The sequence below is a fragment of the Streptomyces sp. NPDC058045 genome (genome assembly GCF_042885635.1).
In the GTDB taxonomy this organism is placed as follows: Bacteria; Actinomycetota; Actinomycetes; order Streptomycetales; family Streptomycetaceae; genus Streptomyces.
The window spans coordinates 16,996-34,979 of record NZ_JBHVRR010000052.1; the positions used below are offsets into that span (position 1 = coordinate 16,996).

13 protein-coding genes and 2 pseudogenes are annotated in these 17,984 nt (G+C 72.5%); 7 read left to right on the forward strand and 8 right to left on the reverse strand.

Annotated elements, in window-relative coordinates; all coding sequences use genetic code 11:
- The first annotated feature begins 267 nt into the window (after positions 1-267).
- Entirely contained in the window at positions 268-2,475 is a 2,208-nt protein-coding gene (locus tag ACFVST_RS24565) for an elongation factor G-like protein EF-G2 (protein ID WP_390155738.1), read from the forward strand.
- Positions 2,476-2,689: 214 nt separating this feature from the next.
- Positions 2,690-4,357, forward strand: a complete 1,668-nt coding sequence (locus tag ACFVST_RS24570) for a hypothetical protein (protein ID WP_390155749.1) — start codon at positions 2,690-2,692, stop codon at positions 4,355-4,357.
- A 19-nt stretch (positions 4,358-4,376) separates the two neighbouring features.
- On the opposite strand, the gene ACFVST_RS24575 is transcribed toward ACFVST_RS24570, so the two are convergent.
- Both ACFVST_RS24575 and thrS read right to left on the reverse strand, forming a co-directional pair.
- Complete coding sequence (locus tag ACFVST_RS24575; RefSeq protein WP_390155739.1) at positions 4,377-4,943, reverse strand: HIT family protein; 567 nt, start codon at positions 4,941-4,943, stop codon at positions 4,377-4,379.
- Positions 4,944-5,014: 71 nt separating this feature from the next.
- Complete coding sequence (thrS, locus tag ACFVST_RS24580) at positions 5,015-6,997, reverse strand: threonine--tRNA ligase (RefSeq protein ID WP_390155740.1); 1,983 nt, start codon at positions 6,995-6,997, stop codon at positions 5,015-5,017.
- Positions 6,998-7,303: 306 nt separating this feature from the next.
- Between thrS and ACFVST_RS24585 the strand changes: the two genes are divergently transcribed.
- On the forward strand, positions 7,304-8,029 hold the full coding sequence (locus ACFVST_RS24585; protein WP_390155741.1) for an exonuclease domain-containing protein: 726 nt from the start codon (positions 7,304-7,306) through the stop codon (positions 8,027-8,029).
- Between the two features lie 19 nt (positions 8,030-8,048).
- Here the strand turns inward: ACFVST_RS24585 and ACFVST_RS24590 are convergent, their stop codons facing one another.
- Complete coding sequence (locus ACFVST_RS24590) at positions 8,049-8,972, reverse strand: NADP-dependent oxidoreductase (protein ID WP_390155742.1); 924 nt, start codon at positions 8,970-8,972, stop codon at positions 8,049-8,051.
- Positions 8,973-9,009: 37 nt separating this feature from the next.
- On the reverse strand, positions 9,010-9,438 hold the full coding sequence (locus tag ACFVST_RS24595; protein ID WP_390155743.1) for a nitroreductase family deazaflavin-dependent oxidoreductase: 429 nt from the start codon (positions 9,436-9,438) through the stop codon (positions 9,010-9,012).
- Positions 9,439-9,589: 151 nt separating this feature from the next.
- Here ACFVST_RS24595 and ACFVST_RS24600 point away from each other — a divergent pair, with 151 nt between their 5' ends.
- Positions 9,590-11,419, forward strand: coding sequence for a glycoside hydrolase family 15 protein (locus ACFVST_RS24600; protein ID WP_390155744.1), 1,830 nt, complete (start codon positions 9,590-9,592; stop codon positions 11,417-11,419).
- A 13-nt stretch (positions 11,420-11,432) separates the two neighbouring features.
- Here ACFVST_RS24600 and ACFVST_RS24605 read toward each other — a convergent pair.
- Positions 11,433-11,711, reverse strand: a pseudogene (locus ACFVST_RS24605) (diguanylate cyclase); the annotation flags it as partial.
- Between ACFVST_RS24605 and ACFVST_RS24610 the strand changes: the two are divergent.
- Positions 11,703-12,464 (forward strand): annotated as a pseudogene (locus ACFVST_RS24610) (GlxA family transcriptional regulator); the annotation flags it as partial. The pseudogenes ACFVST_RS24605 and ACFVST_RS24610 sit on opposite strands and share 9 nt — an antisense overlap.
- 10 nt (positions 12,465-12,474) lie before the next feature.
- On the opposite strand, the gene ACFVST_RS24615 reads toward ACFVST_RS24610, so the two are convergent.
- From ACFVST_RS24615 to ACFVST_RS24625, 3 genes are all read right to left on the reverse strand, one after another.
- Complete coding sequence (locus ACFVST_RS24615; protein ID WP_390155745.1) at positions 12,475-13,221, reverse strand: GntR family transcriptional regulator; 747 nt, start codon at positions 13,219-13,221, stop codon at positions 12,475-12,477.
- The gene (locus ACFVST_RS24620) at positions 13,218-13,988 is read right to left on the reverse strand and encodes a decarboxylase (protein ID WP_390155746.1); all 771 of its coding nucleotides are present in this window, start codon (positions 13,986-13,988) and stop codon (positions 13,218-13,220) included. Before ACFVST_RS24620 ends, ACFVST_RS24615 begins: the two co-directional genes overlap by 4 nt.
- Positions 13,989-14,107: 119 nt before the next feature.
- Positions 14,108-15,100 carry a decarboxylase gene (locus ACFVST_RS24625; protein WP_390155747.1) on the reverse strand — a complete coding sequence of 331 codons (993 nt, stop codon included), beginning with the start codon at positions 15,098-15,100 and terminating at the stop codon, positions 14,108-14,110.
- A 354-nt stretch (positions 15,101-15,454) separates the two neighbouring features.
- Here ACFVST_RS24625 and ACFVST_RS24630 point away from each other — a divergent pair, with 354 nt between their 5' ends.
- Together ACFVST_RS24630 and ACFVST_RS24635 are read left to right on the forward strand one after the other, a co-directional pair.
- Entirely contained in the window at positions 15,455-16,477 is a 1,023-nt protein-coding gene (locus tag ACFVST_RS24630; protein ID WP_390155750.1) for a D-2-hydroxyacid dehydrogenase, read from the forward strand.
- Complete coding sequence (locus tag ACFVST_RS24635) at positions 16,474-17,943, forward strand: amidase (protein WP_390155748.1); 1,470 nt, start codon at positions 16,474-16,476, stop codon at positions 17,941-17,943. The genes ACFVST_RS24630 and ACFVST_RS24635 overlap by 4 nt, the downstream gene beginning before the upstream one ends.
- Positions 17,944-17,984: the final 41 nt, after the last annotated feature.

A 17,984-nucleotide genomic window follows, 5' to 3' on the forward strand; every position in this document is an offset into this window, starting at 1 on the left:
TCCCAGGGGGGTCGGGTGAGGCGGGCGGCCCCTGCTGGCCACCGGCTGGCCCATCGTAGTCACGCCCTCCGGGCGCCGGGTGCGGGGCACCGGTGGGCGGCCCGCGTACCCGCCTCACCGCGTCCGCGTACCCGCCGCACGTATGGACGTGCCGGGAGCGGAGTGGAAAGCTCGAAGGGACTGCGGGCGTCGCCGACGCCGCCACACGCCGGCCGCGTGACCGCCGCCAGGACAGGACCTCCGTGCATCCGATCGGGAGGCAGGGCCATGGGCGAGAAGGCGAGCAGGCACCCCGGAGCCGCCGGCAGGGCGGCGGCGGCCGACCACCCCGCGTCGGTGCGGAACGTGGTGCTGGTCGGCCACTCGGGAGCCGGCAAGACGACCCTGGTGGAAGCACTCGCGCAGACCGCGGGCGCGGTGAACCGGGCGGGCCGGGTGGAGGACGGCACCGCGCTCTCCGACTACGACGAGATCGAGCACCGCCAGCAGCGCTCGGTCCAGCTGTCCCTGGTGCCGCTCGCCTGGGACGGCTGCAAGATCAACCTGCTGGACACCCCGGGCTACGCCGACTTCGTCGGGGAACTGCGGGCCGGTCTGCGGGCGGCGGACGCGGCCCTCTTCGTCGTCTCGGCGGCGGAGGGCGCGGAGGGCGTCTCGGCCGGGCCGCGGCTGGTGTGGGAGGAGTGCGCGGCGGTCGGGATGCCGCGGGCCATCGTGATCACGCATCTGGAGTCGGCGCGGGCCGGCTTCGAGGAGATGACCCGGGTGTGCGCGGAGGCCTTCGGCGCGGACGACCCGGACGCGGTACTGCCGCTCTATCTGCCGCTGCACGGCGAGCCCGCCCCCGACGGGCACGCCCCGGTGACCGGTCTGGTGGGCCTGCTGACGCAGGGGGTCTTCGACTACGCGTCCGGGGAGCGCACCGTGCACGCGCCGGACGAGGACCGGCTGCCGGTGATCGCCGGCGCCCGTAACCGCCTCATCGAGGGGATCATCGCGGAGAGCGAGGACGAGACCCTGATGGACCGCTACCTCGGCGGCGCGGACATCGACCTCAAGACGCTCGTCACCGACCTGGAGAAGGCCGTCGCCCGCGGCGCCTTCCACCCGGTACTGGCGGCGGCCCCGGCCGCGGACGGCGCCCGTCACGGCCTGGGCACCGTGGAACTCCTCGACCTGATCACCGGCGGCTTCCCCAGCCCGCTGGAACGCGCCGCCCCGGAGGTGACCTCGGTGGACGGCGCCGCCGAACCGTCCCCGGCCTGCGATCCGGGCGGGCCGCTGGTCGCGGAGGTGGTGAAGACCGCCTCCGACCCGTATGTGGGCCGGATGTCGCTGGTGCGGGTCTTCTCCGGGACGCTGCGGCCCGACGCCACGGTCCATGTCTCCGGGCACGGGCTGGCCGACCGGGGCCACGAGGACCACGACCTGGACGAGCGGATCGGCGCCCTGTCGGCCCCGTTCGGCAAACAGCAGCAGCCGCTGGCGCAGTGCGTGGCCGGCGATCTGGCCTGTGTGGCGAAGCTGACCCGGGCGGAGACCGGCGACACCCTCTCCGACCGGGACTCCCCGCTGCTGATGGAACCGTGGGACATGCCGGACCCGCTCCTTCCGGTGGCGATCGAGGCGCACAGCAAGGCCGACGAGGACAAGCTGTCGCAGGGCCTGGCCAAGCTGGCCGCCGAGGACCCCACGATGCGCCTGGAGCAGAACCAGGACACCCATCAGGTGGTCCTCTGGTGCCTGGGCGAGGCGCACGCCGAGGTCGCCCTGGAGCGGCTGCGCGGCCGGTACGGCGTCCAGGTCGACCTGGTGCCGCACCGGGTGGCGCTGCGGGAGACCTTCGCGGAGCGGGCGGCCGGACGCGGACGGCACGTCAAACAGTCCGGTGGGCATGGGCAGTTCGCCATCTGCGAGATCGAGGTGGAGCCGCTGCCGGGCGGCTCCGGGGTCGAGTTCGTGGACCGGGTGGTGGGCGGCGCGGTGCCGCGGCAGTTCATCCCCTCGGTGGAGAAGGGCGTACGGGCGCAGGCCGCGAAGGGCGTGGCGAGCGGGCACCCGCTGATCGATGTGCGGGTCACCCTCCTCGACGGCAAGGCGCACTCGGTGGACTCCTCCGACGCCGCCTTCCAGACGGCGGGCGCGCTGGCCTTGCGGGCGGCCGCCCGGGACGCCGTGGTCCATCTGCTGGAGCCGGTCGCGGAGGTGGGGCTGCTGGTCGCGGACGCCTATGTGGGCGCCGTGATGAGCGATCTGTCCGGCCGCCGCGGCCGGGTCGTGGGCACCGAACAGGCGCCGGGCGGGCGGACGTTGATCCGTGCCGAGGTCCCGGAGATCGAGATCGGGCGCTATGCGGTGGACCTGCGGTCGCTGGCCCACGGCACGGCCCGCTTCTCCCGCTCCTACGCCCGGCACGAGCCGATGCCGCAGCAGGTCGCGGAGCAGCTCCGTCAGGAGTCGGACGACGCGGCCTGAGCACCCCGCGCGCCGCCCACCGGGACCTCTCCGGACGGCCCGGGGAGCGGCGGGGGCGCACGCGGGCGTAAGGCCTCCCACTCTGCGCCCTGCCGGGTCCCCCGCTCTGCGGATACGCTGGGCGGAGATCATGTGACCCGGAGCGTTGTCCGGGTCAACAGGTGTGCAGCGCAAGGAAGTCGGGCAGTCCCCGGGCAGCAAGGGCCCGGTGGCGATGGGGGCGGCAGTGGCGGACGACGTATTCGATTTCAGGCCGGGAGCGCAGATCCCGCTGTCCGGGGACACCGGGCAGACCGCGGCCACCTCGGCGCTCGCCTCGGCCGCCTACCGCGACGGCGACGTGGGCACGATCCTCGACGCGGACGGCGAGTGGCACAAGTGCACCGTCAAGGACGGCAGCATCTCGCTGTTCCGCCCCAATCTCGGCGAGGCCTTCGCCCGTGCCGTGCAGACGCGGATGCTGGGCGGCGGCCGCAAGCCGCTGATCCAGTCCTTCGGCACCGATCCGCAGACCGTGGTCGAGCACTGCCTGGCCGCCAACCGCATCCGCCGCGAACGCGACACCTGGCTGACCGGCGTGATGGCGGCGTGCGGCCTGGTCTTCCTGCCGGGCCTGCTCGCCTGGCTGCTGATCTTCCAACTCCGGCGCATGATCGACAAATCCACCGACCGGCGCGCCTCCGCCCTCGCCACCGGTCTGCTGGTGGCCTTCTCGGTGTTCGCCGCGCTCTTCTTCTGGAAGATGCCCTTCGACGGCCTGCTCGGCTGGTACGCCCGGGGCGCGCTGGTGCTGCCGGTGGTGGGCTGGTGGTGGGCCCGCCGGATCTGCGAGCGCACCGCCGTGGATCTGCGGGAGCGCTGGGAGAGCCTGCTCGCCGGCGGCGGGATCGGCGCCAAGATCCCGGAGGCGGTGCCCACCCACCCCGGGGAGAAGGGCGCCGAGCAGCTCCGCCAGAGCCTGGCCCGGCTCAGCGCCGAACAGCAGGCGAACGCCGTCTTCTACGCCGGGCCCAAGGGCATACTCGGCATGGGCACCCGCTGGGGTAGCTGGCAGTTGGCGGAGGAGCTGGTGCCGGCCGATCCGGACACCGAGATCAACGGCTTCCGCAGTTGGGACGTGATCCGGGCGATCAAGGACCAGTTGCGGATGCTGGAGCGCGGCCCGCTGCACACCGGTGGCTTCCCCAAACCGTCGATAAAGGACTGGGTGGTCACCCCCATCGGGGAGAACGCGGGCGAGGTGGCCCGCCCCTCCGGCACCGACGTCGAGGCCTTCCAGGTCAAGAACCACGAGATACAGCGGATCTGCAACGAGCAGCAGTTCGGCAGCGGCGACCGCCACTATCTGGGCGTCCAATTCACGCTCTGGGACGGCCAGTTGGTCATCACCATGCTGATCACGGTGACGGTGCTGCACGAGACGCTGCGCATCGAGGTCACCGGGCACGCCCTCGGCCCCGTCCACTCCCTCTTCACCAGCAAGCCGAAGAAGAAGGTCAAGCAGGTCGCCAAGCCGGTGAAGTTCTGGGAGACCACGGAGCGGCGGCTGCCGCTGGTGGAGCCGGACGAGGTGGTGCGGCTCGCCGTCCGCGCGCCCCTCACCTGGTATCCGCCGCTGCTGGACCACCTCGGCGGGAAGCTGGTGCTGCCCGAGCCGTTCGGGCTGCGGCACGCCTGGGCGGCCAAGCCGTGGCGGCACCGCTTCATGGCGGACGACGCGATGCGGGCCGCGACCCCGGTCCTGCGGGTGGTGCACGCGGCGGCGATCCGCGTCCTCGCCGAGAACGGCGTCAACACCGACCAGTTCGGCAACCGCTCCAACGTCCTCAGCGGCCTGGTGCAGCAGCCGCAGCCTTCCAAGGCGGACGTCTACGACGCCTGAGCCCCGCCCGGGGGTCGGCTCAAGCCCCCTGGGGCCAGGCCGCGGCGAGCATCTTCCGGGTGTCGCCGAGGAGTTCGGGCAGGACCCGGGTATGGCCGACGACCGGCATGAAATTGGTGTCGCCGCCCCACCTCGGCACGATGTGCTGGTGCAGATGGGCGGCGATACCGGCGCCCGCCGCGCTGCCCTGGTTCATCCCGATGTTGAAACCGTGCGCCCCCGAGACCGCCCGCAGCGCCGTCATCGCCTGCTTGGTCGACTCGGCCAGCTCCGCGGTCTCCTCCGCGGTCAGCTCCGTGTAGTCGGCGACATGGCGGTAGGGCACGACCATCACATGCCCGCCGTTGTACGGGTACAGGTTGAGCACCACGAAGACATGCTCACCGCGCTTGACGATCAGCCCGTCCTCGTCCGACTTGCCGGGCGCCGCACAGAACGGGCACCCCTCCCCCGCCGACGAGCCGATCGGCTTGTTCTCCCCCTGGATATAGGCCATCCGATGGGGCGTCCACAGGCGTCCGAACCCGTCCGGTACACCTGCCGGCTCCGTCTGCTGCTCCGGCTCACTGGTCATGCGGGCCAGCATATTCTCCCCCGGAAACCGGAGCGGGGCCGCCCCGAAAAGGGCCGGCCCCACCGACCGGAACCGGGTCCGGGCTACACCTGAACCCGGCGTTCCACCGCGTCGAGGATCTTGGCGATGGCCTCGGTGCGGGGGATGCCGTTCTCCTGGGAGCCGTCGCGGTAGCGGAAGGAGACGCTGCCCGCGTTCATGTCGTCGTCGCCGACGATCACCATGAACGGGACCTTGGCGCGCTGTGCGTTGCGGATCTTCTTCTGCATCCGGTCCGAGGAGGAGTCCACCTCGACCCGCAGGCCCTTCGTCCGGGCTTCGGCGGCGAACTCCTCCAGGTACGGGACATGCGCGTCGCCGACCGGGATGCCGAGGGCCTGCACCGGGGCGAGCCAGGCCGGGAAGGCTCCCGCGTAGTGTTCGAGGAGGACGGCGAAGAAGCGCTCGATGGAGCCGAAGAGCGCGCGGTGGATCATGACGGGCTGCTGCTTGGAGCCGTCGGCCGCGGTGTACTCCAGGCCGAAGCGCTCCGGCTGGTTGAAGTCGACCTGGATGGTGGACATCTGCCAGGACCGGCCGATGGCGTCCCGCGCCTGCACGGAGATCTTCGGACCGTAGAAGGCGGCGCCGCCCGGGTCGGGCACCAGGGGCAGGCCCTGCTTGTCGGCGGCCTCCTGGAGGGCGGCGGTGGCCTCCTCCCACACCTGGTCGCTCCCGATGAACTTGTCGGACTCCGGGTCCCGGGTGGACAACTCCAGCTCGAAGTCGCTGAGCCCGTAGTCCCGCAGCAGGTCCAGGACGAAGGTGAGCAGGGAGTCCAGCTCGTCCGCCATCTGCTCCTTGGTGCAGTAGATGTGCGAGTCGTCCTGGGTGAAGCCGCGGGCGCGGGTCAGGCCGTGCACCACGCCGGACTTCTCGTAGCGGTAGACGGTGCCGAACTCGAAGAGGCGGAGCGGGAGTTCGCGGTACGAGCGGCCGCGGGCGTCGAAGATCAGGTTGTGCATGGGGCAGTTCATGGCCTTCAGGCGGTAGTTCTGCCCGTCGAACTCCAGCGGGGGGAACATGACATCCCCGTAGTTCGGCAGGTGCCCGGAGGTCTCGAAGAGCTGCTCCTTGGAGATGTGCGGGGTGTTGACGAACTCGTAGCCCGCCTCCTCGTGCCGGCGGCGCGAGTACTGCTCCATCTCCTTGCGGACCACGCCGCCCTTGGGGTGGAAGACGGCGAGGCCGGAGCCGAGCTGGTCGGGGAAGGAGAAGAGGTCCAGCTCCGCGCCGAGCTTGCGGTGGTCGCGCTTCTCCGCCTCGGCGAGGAACTCCAGGTGCGCCTTCAGCTCGTCCTTGGATGGCCAGGCGGTGCCGTAGATCCGCTGGAGCTGCTTGTTCTTCTCGCTGCCGCGCCAGTACGCGGCGGCGGAGCGCATCAGCTTGAACGCGGGGATGGTGCGGGTGGTGGGCAGGTGCGGGCCGCGGCAGAGGTCCTTCCAGCACAGCTCGCCGGTCTTGGCGTCGAGGTTGTCGTAGATGGTCAGCTCGCCGCCGCCGACCTCGGCGTCCGCGCCCTCGGCGGCCTCGGCGGCGTTGCCCTTGAGCCCGATCAGCTCCAGCTTGTACGGCTCCTCGGCCAGCTCCTCGCGGGCGTCGGCGTCGTTGGTGACCCGGCGCGAGAAGCGCTGGCCCCGCTTCTGGATCTCCTGCATCTTCTTCTCGATGCGCTTGAGGTCCTCGGGGGTGAAGGGCTCCGCCACGTCGAAGTCGTAGTAGAAGCCGTCCCGGATGGGCGGGCCGATGCCGAGCTTGGCCTCGGGGAAGATCTCCTGCACGGCCTGGGCCATGACGTGCGCGGTGGAGTGCCGCAGGATGTTCAGCCCGTCCTCGGAGGAGATCTCCACCGGTTCGATCTGCTCGCCGTCCGCCGGCTGGTACGCGAGGTCCTTCAGGGTGCCGTCGACGCGGGCGGCGACGACGGTGCGCTCGCCGGGGAAGAGGTCGGCGGCGGTAGTGCCCGTCGTCACCACGCGCTCTTCCCGCTCGGAATCGCGTTGGATGATCACACGGACGTCTGACACCGGTCTCTCCTGCCTGAAGGTGGTTGTGCCGTATGGCACGGCAGGGGGAATCGTACCGAGCCCGGGGGGCCGCGCGCGAAGCGGTTGTCCGCAGGGCGCGGGCCGCCGGAAGACGGGAAGCCGCCCCCGCCGCCCGCACGCCCCCGCCCGCCGGATCGGCCCGCGCACTCCTCGGAACGCGCCAACCTCCGCCCCCGGCAAGGGCGTTGCCCCCGCGGGCGGCGTATCGGGCAAACGACGCGGGTATCACCGAACGGGACACCCGACGGGTCCCGACGGGCGAGGCCAGGCGAGGAGTTGGGTGGCATGACGTGCTGGTACGAGGGGCCGCTGGCCGCCTTCGACACCGGGGCCACGGGGACGGACGTGGAGCGGGACCGGATCGTGTCGGCGGCGGTGGTGGTGCAGGACGCGGCGGGGGCCCGGCCGCGGGTGCTGCGGTGGCTGGTCAACCCGGGGGTGCCGATGCCGGCGGCGGCGGTCGCGGTGCACGGGCTGACGCAGGAGTATGTGGAGCGCAACGGGCGCTGGCCGTCGCCGGTGGTGGACGAGGTGGCGCGGGAGCTGGCCGGCCATGGCACCGCGCTCCGGCCGCTGGTGGTGATGGACGCGCCGTTCGGACTGACGCTGCTGGACCGGGAGTTGCGCAGGCACCGGGCCGGTTCGCTGGAGCGGTACGCGGCGGGCAGCGCGCTGCGGGTACTGGATCCGCGGGTGCTGGACCGGCAGTTGGACCGCCACCGCGAGGGGCAGCGCACCCTGGCCGAGCTCTGTGCGCACTACGGGGTGGAGCCGGACGGGGCGCATGACGCGGCGGCGGACGCGGTGGCGGCGCTGGAGGTGGTGCGGGCGCTGGGCCGGAGGTTCGCGGCGCGGCTGGAGCGGCTGACGCCGACGGAGCTGCACGGCCTCCAGGCGGTGTGGCACGCGGCGCAGGCCCGGGTGCCCCAGGCGTGGTCCGCCCGCACCGGCTCACCGGAACTGGTCGACCCGTCCTGGCCGGTACGCCCGGAGATCCCGGCGGCGGCCTGAAGTTGTGGACGGACGAGGTCTAGAGGGTCAGGACGATCTTGCCGTGGGTGTGGCGGTGTTCGAGTTCGGTGTAGGCCTCGCGGACCCGGGCCAGGGGGTAGGTGTGGGCGATCGGTACTTCGAGCTGCCCGGTGGCGATCAGGTCGGCCAGATCGGCGAGCACCTCGGCGCCCGGTCCGGCCGCCGCCTGGCCTTCCGTCTTCACCCCGTACTCCGCGGCGGCGGCGAAGTCGATGACGGTGTCGATCCGGTCCGTCGGGACGCCGAGGGCGAGGGCCAGTTCGACGTAGCCGCCGCCGAAGAGGTCGATGAAGGCGTCCACCCCCTGGGGCGCGGCGGCCCGGATGCGTTCCTCGACGCCGTCGCCGTACGAGACGGGGATCACGCCGTGGCCGCGGAGCCAGTCGTGGTTGCTCTCGCTGGCCAGGCCGATGACGGTGGCCCCGGTGCGGCGGGCGAGCTGGACGGCGAGTGAGCCGACCCCGCCGGCGGCTCCCGAGACGACCACGGTCTCGCCCTCCCCGGGGTGGACGGACTGCACGGCGCTCCACGCCGTCACTCCGGCGACATAGAGGCTGCCGGCGACCTCCCAGGACACCTGCTCCGGTTTGCGCGTGACGTCTTCGGCCTCGACCAGGGCGAACTCCGCCTGGGAGCCCCGCCGGTTGCTGAAGCCGATCACCTCGTCACCGGGCAGGAACCCGCCGGCCCCGGGCCCGGTCTCCTCGATGACCCCGGCGAGATCGCTGCCCTGCCCGGACGGGAACGTCGTCGGGAACATCTCCGTCAGCGCCCCCGTGCGGATGATCGCCTCACCGGGGTTGATACCGGCCGCCTTCACCCGCACCAGGACCTGCCCGGCCCCGGGCACCGGCCGTTCGACCTCGTCGACCCGCAGCACATCGGTCCCGCCGAACTCGTCGTACCTCACTGCCTTCGCCATGATCTCGCTCCTTGCTCGTCGCGGACGGGGAGGGTGGCTATGCCCGCCGGAGTTCGAGTACCGGGATGACGCGGACACCCTCGGTCTTCCGGGCGTAGTCGGCGAAGCCCGGGTAGCGGCTGGCCTGCTCGGCGTAGACGCGGTCGCGCTCGGCGCCGGTCAGATCGCGGACGGTCACCCGGTAGGTCTCGGTGCCGCGTTCGATGGTGCCGTCACCGGCGGCGGTCAGATTGCGGTACCAGTCGGGGTCGGTGGGGGCGCCGCCCTTGGTGGCGAAGACATAGACGGTGTCCGGCTCGGTGTCGTCGGGGAGGTACATCATCGGCGTGACATGCTCCCGCCCGGTTTTGCGGCCCCGGTGATGGGTCAGGACGAGCGGGGCGCCCTCGAAGGCTCCGCCGACCTTGCCCTCGTGCGTTCGGAACTCCTCGATGATCTGGGCGTTCCAGTTCCCGGCCTCACTCATGGCGGTCTCCTCTCGTTCGCTGTCCCGGGTTCCCAGATGCGGGGCCTCTCACCTCCGTCCGGCTGCGTCCCTAGGCGGGGGATCTACCATGAAGACCAGGTCTTCTCCTCTCGCGCACACCTGCCACCGCTGGACTGGTCAGGAGGGCGGCATGGAATTCCAGAACGCGACCGCGCTGGACGGCCTGCGCTATCTGCCGATCTCGGAGCACGGCCTGATCGGCGATCTGCGGACCGCGGCGCTCGTCGGCGCCAACGGCACCATCGACTGGTACTGCTGCCCGCGCTTCGACGCACCCAGTGTGTTCGGCTCGATCCTCGACGCCGACCGGGGCGGGTCCTTCGAGCTGGCCGCCGATGTGCCGTCACGGACCCGGCAGTTCTACTTCCCCGACACCAATGTCCTGATCACCCGGTTCTACGGCGCGGACGGGGTGGCGGAGATCCAGGACTTCATGCCGGTCGTCGACGAGTCCCGTGAGGCGTCCCGGCACCGGCTGATCCGGCGGGTGATCTGCGTCCGGGGAGCCCTCCCGTTCCGGGCACGGATCGCGCCCCGCTTCGGCTACGGGGCGGAGCGGCACACCGTGCACGCGCGGGCGCATGAGGCCGTCTTCGAAGCCCCGTCGATCTCGCTGGCGCTGACCTCCACCGCACCCCTGGAGAGCGACGGCACCGATGTGTTCTCGCACTTCAAGATCCTCGAAGGGGAGTCGGTGGTGTTCGCCCTGGACCGGCTCAGCGAGGACGCCCGACCGCGGGCCTGCCCGCACGCCGAGGCGGAGGAGCAGTTCGAGGCGACGGCCCGCTTCTGGTGCAACTGGCTGGCCCACTCCCGCTACCGGGGCCGGTGGCGGGAGATGGTGCACCGCTCGGCGCTGGCGCTGAAGCTGCTCACCTATGTGCCGACCGGCGCGATCGTGGCCGCGCCGACGACCAGCCTCCCCGAGCGGGCCGGCGGTGAACGCAACTGGGACTACCGCTATATGTGGGTCCGCGACGCCGCGTTCTGCGTCTACGCCCTGCTCCGCCTGGGCTTCACCTCCGAGGCCGAGGCCCTGATGGGTTTTGTGTCCGAGCGGGGCATCATGCGCGGCACCGGCCCCACCGGCCCGCTCCAGATCATGTACGGCATCGACGGGCGCACCGACCTGCCCGAGACCGAACTGAGCCATCTGGAAGGGCACTTGGGCTCCGCCCCGGTCCGGGTGGGCAACGCCGCCACCCGGCAGCTCCAGCTCGACATCTACGGGGCGCTGGTCGACTCCATCTATCTGTACGACAAGTGGGGGCAGCCCATCAGCAGCGACCACTGGGACGAGGTCGGGGCCGTGGTCGACTGGCTCTGCGACCACTGGGACCAGCCCGACGAGGGCGTCTGGGAGACGCGCGGCGGCCGGAAGAACTTCGTCTACTCGCGGCTGATGTGCTGGGTGGCGATCGAACGGGCCATCCGGATGGCCAACCGGCGCGGACTGCCGGCCGATCTCCCCCGCTGGCGCCAGAGCCGGGACGCGATCTACCGGCAGATCATGCGGAAGGGCTGGTCGCCCGAGCGCGGGGCGTTCGTGCAGGGGCTGGACGACGACGTACTCGACGCTTCGGTGCTGATGATGCCGATGGCCAAGTTCGTCGCGCCCACCGACCCCAAGTGGCTCTCCACCCTGGACGCGCTCACCGAGGATCTGGTCTCCGACTCGCTGGTCTACCGCTATGTCCCGGAGGCCAGCCCGGACGGCCTGCGCGGCTCCGAGGGCACCTTCTCGATCTGCTCCTTCTGGTACGTCGAGGCGCTCACCCGCGCCGGACGCCTGCGGGAGGCACGGCTGGCCTTCGAGAAGATGCTCACCTACGCCAACCATGTCGGCCTCTACGCCGAGGAGATCGGCCGCAGCGGAGAGCAACTCGGCAATTTCCCGCAGGCGTTCACCCATCTCGCACTGATCAGCGCCGCCTTCAACCTGGACCGCGCCCTCGGCTGAGCCGCCGGACGGTTCACTCCGGCCACGGGGAGGACTTGATGACCTCCACGAAGTCGCCTCGTACGAAACCGGGCGTGAAGTGGGCGAGGACGTCGGCCTTCACATTGCCGAAGGTGGTGTCGGGGCGGTCCTGGATGCCCTCGGTGAAGGCGGCCAGGACGCGGTTCTTGAAGTCGGGGCGCGGGTGGGCGGCGACGACCGCGGCGCGCTCCCCGGCGGTGACCGGGGTGTAGCCGATACCGAGGACGTCGAGTTCGACGCCGCGGGTCACCAGGGCGACCTCGGGCGCCAGCGCCCCGCCGACGCCGGTCCGATCGGCACGCTCGTCGTCGCGGGCGCCGATCTCCTCGCCGAGCAGCCGCTGGACGACGCGCTCCGGGCGGCGGCCGCATCCCTCACCGGGCGGGCGGCGCGCGTCGCCTCGGTCTGCACCGGCGCCGTGGTCGTCCTCGCCGGTCTCGGCCTGCTCGACGGCCGCCGCGCGACCACCCACTGGCGGCACGCCGCCACCCCCGGGTGCGGGTCGAACCCGACGCCCTGCACATCCGGGACGGCAGATACATCACCTCCGCCGGCATCAGCGCCGGGATCGACCTGGCCCTCGCCCTCGTCGAGGACGACCACGGCGCCGGCATCGCCCGTGCGGCCGCCCGCGAACTCGTCGTCTTCGTCCAACGCCCCGGCGGGCAGTCCCAGTTCTCGACCGCGCTGGACACCCCGCCGCCGCACGGTGACCGAGGCGGTGCTGGCCGATCCCGCCGCCGATCACGCGCTGTCCGCGATGGCGGCGGCCGCGGCGGTCAGCCCCCGGCATCTGACCCGCCTCTTCCGGGCCGAACTCGGCACCACCCCCGCACGCTGGGTGGAACGCGTCCGCCTCGACCGGGCCCAGCAGCTCCTGCTCGACGGCCACAGCGTGACGGCCGCGGCACACCGCAGCGGCCTCGGCAGCGACGAGACCCTGCGCCGCGCCTTCGCCCGCCACCTGGGCACCACACCCACGGACTACCGCCGCCGGTTCGGTACGACGCGGCGCCCGGGGTGAGGCCCGGGGGTCAGCCGGCGGCGGCCGCGGTGTCCTGGGCGGGTTCGCCGTGGCGGGCGCCGCCGGTGAGGCGCTGCACGGCGTCCTGCATATGGTCGTCGAGGAGCGTGAGCAGCCGCTCCTCGTCCTCCTCCCGCAGGGCCTCGATCAGCGCGGCGTGCTCCTCGACCAGCGCGTACGGGTCGGGGTGGTCGTCGGCGAGGGCGGAGAGGCACATCCGGGTCTCCACGAAGAGGGTCTGCGCGATGCGGCGCAGCCGCGGGCTGCCGGATTCCTCGACCAGGATCTGGTGGAGCTCCATGTCGGCGGCGCTGAGGGCGGCGGGCCGGCCCCGGTCGGCGGCCGCGGCCATGGAGCGGTGCACCTTGGCGAGGCGGGCCGCCGTCCCCTGCGGGTCGTGCCGGAGGACCAGCCGGCAGGCCGCGGACTCCATCGCGGCGCGCGCCAGGTAGATGTCCCGTACGTCGTCCCCGTCGAGCCGGGTCACGAAGACGCCGCGGTGCGGGATGCTCACGGCGATGCCCTGCTGGACCAGGCGTTGCAGCGCCTCGCGCAACGGGCCGCGGCTGACGCCGAGTTGGCCGGCCAGTTCGGCCTCGCCGAGTTGGGAGCCCGGCGCCAGGCCGCCGTCCATGATGGCCTCGGTCAGCCGGGCGGCGATGACGCTGGCGGCGGGCTCCCGTTTGACCGGGCGCAGGGGTTTCGCGGTGGCCATATTCAGTTCGCTTCCTCGGGTCTCGGCGGCGGTGCGGCTCACACCGTCGCGGTGGTGACGGGATCGGGGTGCCGGGTGCGGCGGAACAGCGAGCCCAGCCCGGTGCGCGGTGCGGTGTCGCCGGCCAGGCGCAGCCCTTCCCAGGCGGTGACCTGGTTGGCGGTCAGGACGGGCTTGCCGACTGCTGTTTCGAGGTCGTCCAGCCAGGCGGCGCTGTGCAGCGCGGTGTCGGGGAGCAGGATCGCCTCGGCCTGCGGATGGTCGTTGCCGCGGGCCAGTTCGAGCACCTGTTCGCGGCCCAGGGTACCGACCTCCGCCGCGGTGATGATCCCCCGGCCCGACACCTGGACGACCTCGGCCCCGTCGGCCTCCAGGAAGCGCACGAAGTAGCCGGCCACGTCGTCGGGGTAGGTGGCGGCGATGGCCAGCCTGCGGACGCCGAGGGCGCGGACGGCGCCGGTGAAGGCGAAGGAGGTGGAGGAGACGCGGGTGGCGGGCAGCCCGGCGGCCTCGGCCAGTTCGGCGACCTGCCGCCGGGCGCCCTCGGGTCCGTAGATGAAGCTGGCGCTGGTGCAGGCCCAGAGGACGGCGTCCTGGGGCCGGCGGAGGAGTTCACCGAGGGCGGCCTTGAGGCGGTGGGTGGCGCCCATCTCCAGCAGTTCGTCGACGCGGTGGGCGTCGGTGCCGATGTCGGTGTGGACGAGGGTCAGCCGGACGCCGCCGCCGAGCATCTGCTCCAGGCGGGGGTAGTCGTCCTCGGCGGAGTGGCCGGGGTAGAGGAATCCGACGCGGGCCGCTTGTTCCGTCATGATCGGTCGTCCTTTCGTCCGGGAAGTGTACTGGGCGAATTCTGGGATGTGCAGATTGTTGACATTCCCCCACCGGCAGCGCGCCCGGTCCTGGCGGGCCAAGTGCGCTGGTAGGTACGTCAGTTGGGCTCGGTGCCCGGCTCGGTCTCGTCCGGTACCGGGGGCTGGGCGGGCAGGTGCGGGGTCCGGAGGTCGCACCCGGCGGGCTCCGGCTCGGGCGCGGCGACGGCCTCCGCGAAGGGCTCCGCGACGGCTTCCGCGAACGGCTCCGCGGCGGGCTCCGGCAGGGGTTCGGGGGCCGGTGGGGCGAAGGGTTCCGGGAAGGTCGTGACGATGGGTTCGGGGGCGCGGCGGTAGGCGTCGAGGGCGGCGCGGGCGGAGGGGTCGACCAGGGACTGGTAGTCGCCGACCGGCCGTACCCCGGCGTTGCGGAGCGCGGCCCACATGGTGACCTGGTTGGCGGAGATCACCGGCAGCCTCAGCTCGGCCTCCAACTGCGGGATGACGTCGTACGTCGGCAGATTGGTGCAGCTCACGAAGAGGCAGTCGGCGCGGGTCAGGTCCGCCGCCCGCGCCAGGTCCACCACCTCCCGGTAGGCCACCTTCCAGATCTCGCCGGTGAGCCCCATGTACTGGCAGCCGACGACCTCCACGCCCGCCTCCGCGAGGTACTCCCGGAGGGCTTCGGTCAGGGAGCCGGTGTACGGGGTGATCACGCCGACACGGTGGGCGCCCAGTTCACGGAGTGCTTCCAGCAGGGCACCCGAGGTGGTGACGGCGGGCCGGCCGCGACCGGCCGCGCTCATCGAGGCGCACATGGCGCGTTCCTGGGCGATACCGCCGACGAAGCTGCCGGCGGTGCAGGCGTAGGCGAAGGACTCGGGGCGCACCGCGTCCAGGGCGGTGACCGCCGAGTGCAGCGTGGCGTGTTCGCTGATCAGGCGGGCCATGTCGACGCTGACCTCGACCGGCACATACGGGGTGCGGGTCAGATGGAGCGAGACCTCTTCGGGTGTCCAGCGCCAGAGCTCGCGGTCGAGCGCGAAGTCGAACGGGGCGACGACGCCGACGCCTCGCTGCGGTGCCGGACCGCCGAAGGTGGTGATGTCCAATGCGGGCCCCTTCGTGGATGTCTGCGTACGTGTGGGGTTTCTCGGTACGTGTCCGGGCGGGACCGGTACGGGTCCCGGTGGGTCTCGGAGGGGCATGGGTTTGGGGGGTGGTGGGGCGGGTAGCAGAGGGTGCCGGCCCAAGCCATGTAGATTGTTGACAACGTAAAGATCCGCTGCTTAGCGTGTCAATCCCTGCGGCGCCCGCGAGTGCGACGGCGCGCACGGCCCCGCTCGTTCCGGACTTCAAGGCTCCGCTCCCGCCCGTACGCCGGCCGCCGCTCTCCCCCCGCTCCGAACTGCTCGAAGCCGCCGGTTTCCGGCCCCGCCGCTCGTCCGCACCCCCGCACCCGCGCGATCCGAAGGACTGCCGTGACGAAGACCGAAACCCCCCGTGTGCTGGTGCTCGCCGACCGGCCGCCACCCGGACTGCACGAGGTGGCCGCGCAGGCCGACCTGGTGTGCATCCCCGAGGAGCGGCTCGCCGCCGAACTGCCGCACGCCGACGCCCTGCTGGTCTGGGAGTTCGGCACCGAGGCGCTGCCCGCCGCCTGGCCCCGGCACGGCGGCCCGAGCTGGGTGCACACCGCGAGCGCCGGGGTGGACCGGCTGATGTTCCCCGCGCTCGCCGGCTCCGACACCCTGGTCACCAACTCCCGCGGTGTCTTCGAGCAGCCCATCGCCGAGTATGTGGCGGGCCTGGTGATCGCCCTGGCCAAGGACTTCGCCGGTACCCACCGTCGGCAGCGGGACCGGGTCTGGCAGCACCGGGTCACGTCCCGGGTGGCCGGCACCCGGGCCGTGGTGCTGGGCGGCGGGCCGATCGGGCGGGCGGTGCTGCTGACGCTGCGGGCGCTCGGGCTGCGGGCCGAACTGGTGGGGCGCACCCGGCGGGACGGCGACCCCGAGGTGGGCACCGTGCACGGCTTCGAGGAGCTGGACGGGCTGCTGGGGCGGGCGGACTGGGTGGTGTGCGCGGCGCCGCTGACCCCGCAGACCGAGGACCTCTTCGACGCGGCCGCCTTCGCCCGGATGAAGCGGGGGGCGCGCTTCGTGAACGTGGGGCGCGGCCCGATGGTGCTGGAGGAGGACCTGCTGGCGGCGCTGGACCAGGGGCAGTTGGGCGGCGCCGCGCTGGATGTGTTCCGGCAGGAGCCGCTGCCCGCGGACAGCCCGCTGTGGGAGGCGCCGAGGCTGCTGGTGTCCCCGCACATGTCGGCGGACACCGATACCTGGCTGGAGGATCTGGCGGAGGTCTTCGCCGATAATTTCGCGCGCTGGCGCTCCGGCCGCCCGCTGCGCAACGTGGTGGACAAGAAGCTGGGCTACGTACCGGTCGCGGCCGGTGCGCGGACCCCGTCCGAGGAGGGCTCCCGATGACCGCACCGCACAGCACGCCCACCGCCCCCGCCGCCTCCGGGTCGGCCCCGGAGCCCTATGCGCTGACGGCGGCCGAGCTGCTGGCCGCCTATGCCGCCGGTGAGCTGTCGCCGGTGGAGGCGACCGCCTCGGTGCTGGACCGGATCGAGGCGGTGGATCCGCGGATCAACGCCTACTGCCTGGTCGACCGGGAGGCGGCGCTGGCCGAGGCCCGGGCCAGCGAGGAACGGTACCGGCGCGGTGCGGCGAGCGGGCTGCTGGACGGGGTGCCGGTCTCCGTGAAGGACCTGCTGCTGACCCGGGGCCGGCCGACGCTGCGCGGTTCGCTGAGCGTGGCGCCCGAGCAGGACTGGGACGAGGACGCGCCCTCGGTGGCCCGGATGCGGGAGCAGGGCGCGGTGTTCGTGGGGAAGACGACCACCCCGGAGTTCGGCTGGAAGGGTGTGACGGACAGTCCGCTGGCCGGGATCACCCGCAACCCCTGGGATCCGTCGGCCACTTCGGGTGGTTCCTCGGGTGGCGGTGCGGCGGCGGTGGCGGCGGGGATGGCGCCGCTGTCGATCGGTACCGACGGCGGTGGTTCGGTGCGGATTCCGGCCGCCTTCTGCGGTGTCTTCGGCCTGAAGCCCACCTACGGCCGTATCCCCCTCTATCCGGCGAGCCCCTTCGGCACCCTGGCGCACGCGGGGCCGATGACGCGGACGGTGGCGGACGCCGCGCTGCTGATGGATGTCGTCACCGGCGCCGACAGCAGGGACTGGTCCGCGCTGGAGCCGCCCCGGGCCGGCTACCGGGCCGAGGTCGCACAGGCCCTCGCCGGAGGCACGCTGGCCGGGCTGCGGGTGGCGTACGCGCCGACGCTCGCGGGGGCGCCGGTGGACGGGGCGGTCGCGGCGCGGGTGCGTCATGTGGCCGATCTGCTGGGCGAGTTGGGCGCCGAGGTGGAGGAGGCCGACCCCGGTTTCCGGGACCCGGTGGAGGCGTATCACACGCTGTGGTTCGCGGGGGCGGCGAAGGTGGTGGAGCATCTGGACGCGGAGCGGTTCGCGCTGCTCGACCCGGGCTTGCAGGAGGTGTGCCGCCAGGGGGCGGCGCGGAGCGCGCTGGACTATCTGGGCGCGGTGGACGAGCGGATGGCCCTCGGGGTGCGGATGGGCCGCTTCCATGAGACCTACGACCTGCTGCTCACTCCGGCGGTGCCGATCACCGCGTTCGAGGCCGGGGTCGAGGTGCCCGAGGGCAGCGGGCTCGCCCGGTGGACGGGCTGGACCCCGTTCAGCTACCCGTTCAACCTCACCCAGCAGCCCGCCGCCACGGTGCCCTGCGGTACGGGCGCGACGGGGCTGCCGGTGGGGGCGCAGTTGGTGGCGGCGCGTCATGGGGACGCGCTGGTGCTGCGGGCCTCGGCGGTGCTGCACGCCGCACTGTGCGCGGAGGGTGTGGTGGACACCGCGCCGGTGGGCTGAGGCGGAGACGGCAGAGAGGCGGGCCGGGAGTGGAGCACTCC

What these genes read in the sequence shown, in the direction of transcription:
- ACFVST_RS24565 (WP_390155738.1), top strand. Translation starts at nt 268, where the DNA reads ATGGGCGAGAAGGCGAGCAGGCACCCCGGAGCCGCCGGCAGGGCGGCG.
- ACFVST_RS24620 (WP_390155746.1), bottom strand. Translation starts at nt 13,988, where the DNA reads ATGACGGAACAAGCGGCCCGCGTCGGATTCCTCTACCCCGGCCACTCC.
- ACFVST_RS24585 (WP_390155741.1), top strand. Translation starts at nt 7,304, where the DNA reads ATGACGTGCTGGTACGAGGGGCCGCTGGCCGCCTTCGACACCGGGGCC.
- ACFVST_RS24600 (WP_390155744.1), top strand. Translation starts at nt 9,590, where the DNA reads ATGGAATTCCAGAACGCGACCGCGCTGGACGGCCTGCGCTATCTGCCG.
- ACFVST_RS24635 (WP_390155748.1), top strand. Translation starts at nt 16,474, where the DNA reads ATGACCGCACCGCACAGCACGCCCACCGCCCCCGCCGCCTCCGGGTCG.
- ACFVST_RS24575 (WP_390155739.1), bottom strand. Translation starts at nt 4,943, where the DNA reads ATGCTGGCCCGCATGACCAGTGAGCCGGAGCAGCAGACGGAGCCGGCA.
- ACFVST_RS24590 (WP_390155742.1), bottom strand. Translation starts at nt 8,972, where the DNA reads ATGGCGAAGGCAGTGAGGTACGACGAGTTCGGCGGGACCGATGTGCTG.
- ACFVST_RS24570 (WP_390155749.1), top strand. Translation starts at nt 2,690, where the DNA reads ATGGGGGCGGCAGTGGCGGACGACGTATTCGATTTCAGGCCGGGAGCG.
- ACFVST_RS24595 (WP_390155743.1), bottom strand. Translation starts at nt 9,438, where the DNA reads ATGAGTGAGGCCGGGAACTGGAACGCCCAGATCATCGAGGAGTTCCGA.